Consider the following 1,998-nt stretch of genomic DNA (forward strand, 5'->3'; position numbering starts at 1 on the left):
ATGAGGCGCGACCGCGCATCCCGGGCGAGCGGGCAGCCTCGGCCGCCTCGTTCTGCGCCGCCTGCGCTGCGCGCCGGGCGGCGGCGATGAAGCTCGTCTTGATGTCGCTCTCGGTCGGCGCGGCGGCATCCGTCGTGGCGTCGGCGGGACGATCCGGGTTCGGACGCCGGGTGCCGGGCTCCAGCGGCAGGTCCGTCACATGGCCGAGTTCGAAGGATTGCGTCGTGGGGCTCACCCGCAGGGCTTCGGGGCGCCGAACGCCGATTCCGCTCTGCATCGGCGCACGCTCGTCCACGCGGCCGGTGGCGACCGCGAGGCGCTCGGCGAGGTCATGGGTCGACCAGGCGTGGTTGGTGGGGAGCGCTCCGCCCTCCGCCAGGGCGCCGAGCTGGCCGACGAGCTTGTGCAGGGTCGAATGGACACCGTCGAGGGTCGCCTGCATCCGCTGCTCGGAGGCGGCCTGGTGCATGCGAAGGTCGGCGAGGCTGGCCTTGAGCAGTTCGAGTTCGCCGGTATCGCCGGTGGTCCCGATGCTCTCGGCGACGGCGTTGCGCGCCGCCCGCTCCACGGCGGCCTCGATCGGTGCTTCGTCGCGCAGGGCCGAGACCTGGGCCAGGAGGTCGGACATCGTCCGCTCGAGCCCCGCGAGGGCCGGGTCGGCGTCCCGCGTGTCGATACGGCTGGCGAGCGCCAGGACCTGCTTTTCCAGGGCATCCAGCCCCTCGGCGCGCGGCCCGACGGGGCCGCCCACACGGTCGAGCTTCTCGGCGAGGTCGTGGAGCATGCCGTGGATCGAGGCGAGGTCGCCGCCGGGAATCACCGGCCGGCGCAGGGTCTCGCCCAGGTCTTCGAGGCGGCCGATCAGGTCGCCGACGGGATTGACGCTGGCCCGCTCGACCTTGTCGGCCAGGGCGTCGATGCGCACGATGATCGCGTCCGAGTTGCCGCCGCCGCCGGAGGCACCGTCACGCAGGGCGTCGAGCTTGGCGCCCATCGCCTGGATCTGTTCCTCGATCCCCCCCGATTGCGGGGTCCGCAATCCGGTGCGGATCTCTTCGAGCAGGGGCCGCAGCTCGGCCATGTTGGAGCCGTCGCCGCCGACGCCGCCCTGCAGCTCGGTGATCTGGGCGCTGATGGCCTGGAGACCCTGCGCGAGGCTCTGGATCCGCTCCGGCCCGGCCAGGGCGGCGATCAGGCGGCGGATCTCGTCGAGCTCGCGGAACAGGTTGCCGAGCTCGTCGCGGTCGGCGAAGCCCGGCGTGCTGTTGCTGAGCGCGCCGTCCACCTTCGCGGCGAGGCGCTCCACGTCATTGGCGACGCGGGCATGGACGTTCTCGGCCACGTCGTCGGCGAGACGGGTGACCTGAACGCGGATCAACTCGATGGGGGCCGCGATGGCGGCGAGGTCGGCCGGCTCCTGGGCGCGCTGGACCCCGGTGACGAGGGAGCGCATGGCCTGTTCGAGGGCGCCGACGTCGCGACCCGTGGCGAGGCCGCCGATCGATTCGCGCAGGCGGCTCGTCTCGGCCTGCAATTCGGAAATGGCGGGAGACGGCATCCGGAGAGCGGCACCGCTCGCCTTGCCCTGGGCGGGCGTCCCGTCGGAATCGAGTTCGCGCTGGCGCTGGCGGATCTCGGCGACGGCGTCGCGGATCTCGGCCTCCGCCGGACGGCCGCGCCGGCCGATCGGCCGCGGGGACGCCAGCTGCTCGCCGAGCTCGACCATGCGGCGCTCGATCTGGCCCAGGCGCTCGGCCATCTGCGCGGCCGGGGACAGGCCGGCATCGAGCACGGTGCTGATCCGGGCCTCGATCTCCTCGATCGTCCGGCTCGCCGCCTGTTGCGAGGCCTGCTGGTCCTGGCCGATCTTGTGGTCGATCCGGTCGAGACGCCGCATCATCTCGGCGATCGAGTTCGTGAACGGCTCGACCGGGTCCGATGCGACGGCAGCGACTTCGGAGGGGGCAGCGACTTCGGCGGGGGCAGTAACTTCGGCGG

The 1,998-nt window shown here is 72.8% G+C and carries 1 pseudogene; it reads right to left on the minus strand.

The annotated features are described in order from the left end of the window. Positions 1 to 1,998 (minus strand): annotated as a pseudogene (locus tag FV220_RS24825) (hypothetical protein); the annotation flags it as partial.

This window comes from Methylobacterium sp. WL19, assembly GCF_008040005.1.
Taxonomy (GTDB): Bacteria; Pseudomonadota; Alphaproteobacteria; order Rhizobiales; family Beijerinckiaceae; genus Methylobacterium; species Methylobacterium bullatum.